The 1,347-nt window shown below is 41.1% G+C and carries 2 protein-coding genes; both read left to right on the forward strand.

All coding sequences use genetic code 11. From position 1 onward, the window contains the following. Positions 1-197 (forward strand): hypothetical protein (locus DW039_RS21170; protein WP_207810863.1); only part of this gene is annotated, 197 nt, incomplete at its 5' end. Between the two features lie 17 nt (positions 198-214). After that, positions 215-553, forward strand: a complete 339-nt coding sequence (locus DW039_RS20745; protein WP_016271964.1) for a hypothetical protein — start codon at positions 215-217, stop codon at positions 551-553. The last annotated feature ends 794 nt before the right edge of the window (positions 554-1,347 follow it).

Here is a 1,347-nt window from a genome sequence, read left to right on the forward strand (position 1 = left end):
CTGATATCGGTTATAAAAAGAAAAAGCGTCTAGCTAAATCAGGAAAAGACATTTCTATCCTAAATGCTAATCTTTCCACTGCCGTATTCTTTTCTTTCCACAGCTGTGGAAAGAAAAGAATACGGCAGTGGAAAGAAAGTAAAATCCTTGTGGCAAGAAAAATAATTAGTACCTTGGCTTCTTCAGCACCACGCTGAAGTGTACCCATCCGGTGATGAATAAGAAAGAAGTACGTGCGGAGTCGGTCAAGATGTCCACGGTGAAATTCCGTCCCGGCATCGAATTCAAACGTTATGTGGCAGGTAAGATGGAGTTGGAACGTGCGGATAAACGCTTTTTCCCGGATAAACCGAAAGCAATGGGCGACATGGTTGCCCGTGAAAAAAGCATGATGGACTTTCTGGAAGCTAATGTCTGTATTACTCGTGCAGAATATTCCCGCCTTGTCCATGTCACCGCCCGCCGGGCTTCGAGGGATTTGCAGACATTTATCGATTCCGGCGTGATTCGCAAGCGTGGTGCCGGCCGTTCAGTGGTCTATGTCAAGGGGTGAACTTAGTATATTCCGATGCGCGCGCGTATATATATAATGTGTCCCCTTCCTTCCTGCCTTTCTTTCCCTTTAAAAAATATGCTTTAAAACATATCTATCAATCAGCTAGTTATGAAAAAGTTCACGTAAACCCTCAAAAAAAGCTTGTATATATTTTGCAGATGTCCGTAAAAGCCCTACTTTTGCATCCGCTTTCGGGAACGAAGGCGGCGATGTTTTGACATTCTGACAGTAAAACGGAGCGGTAAGCTTCCATTTTTCTCTTCTTTGCCATAGGTTTCTTTCGGAACTTCGGTTTTGGAAAAGAAAAATGAAAAAAAACTTCCGAAACATTTGGAAGTTATGCTTTAAAGTCCTTACCTTTGCACCCGCTTTTGAAAACGAAAGCAGCGCGAGTTGACATTCTTTTTAAAGAAACGGTGCCTGGTCCTTCTTCCTTTTTCTTTTTGCCTCCCTTTCGACAAGAGAGACGACGAGGAAAGAGAAAAAAGAAAAATGAAAAAAAACTTCCGAAAATATTTGGAAGATATGCTTTAAAGTTCTTACCTTTGCATCCGCTTTCTGAAAAGAACAGCAATCGTGAAACGAGCGATCTTTGAACAGATTTACATAAACAATACAAGTAGTACAAGAGCAGGTGCTTCGCAAATTAATAATTGGGAACTAATGATTAAGGCGCGTCGTACCTGGGTAAAACAAAAGAACCGTCAATACTTATTCTATATAGATAGGTAAAGATAGACTTTTTGAATTCGAGCGTCCTGAACAGATAATTAAGCTGTCGCACTTTAATT

This window comes from Bacteroides sp. AF39-16AC, from assembly GCF_003602735.1.
Classification (GTDB): domain Bacteria; phylum Bacteroidota; class Bacteroidia; order Bacteroidales; family Bacteroidaceae; genus Bacteroides; species Bacteroides uniformis.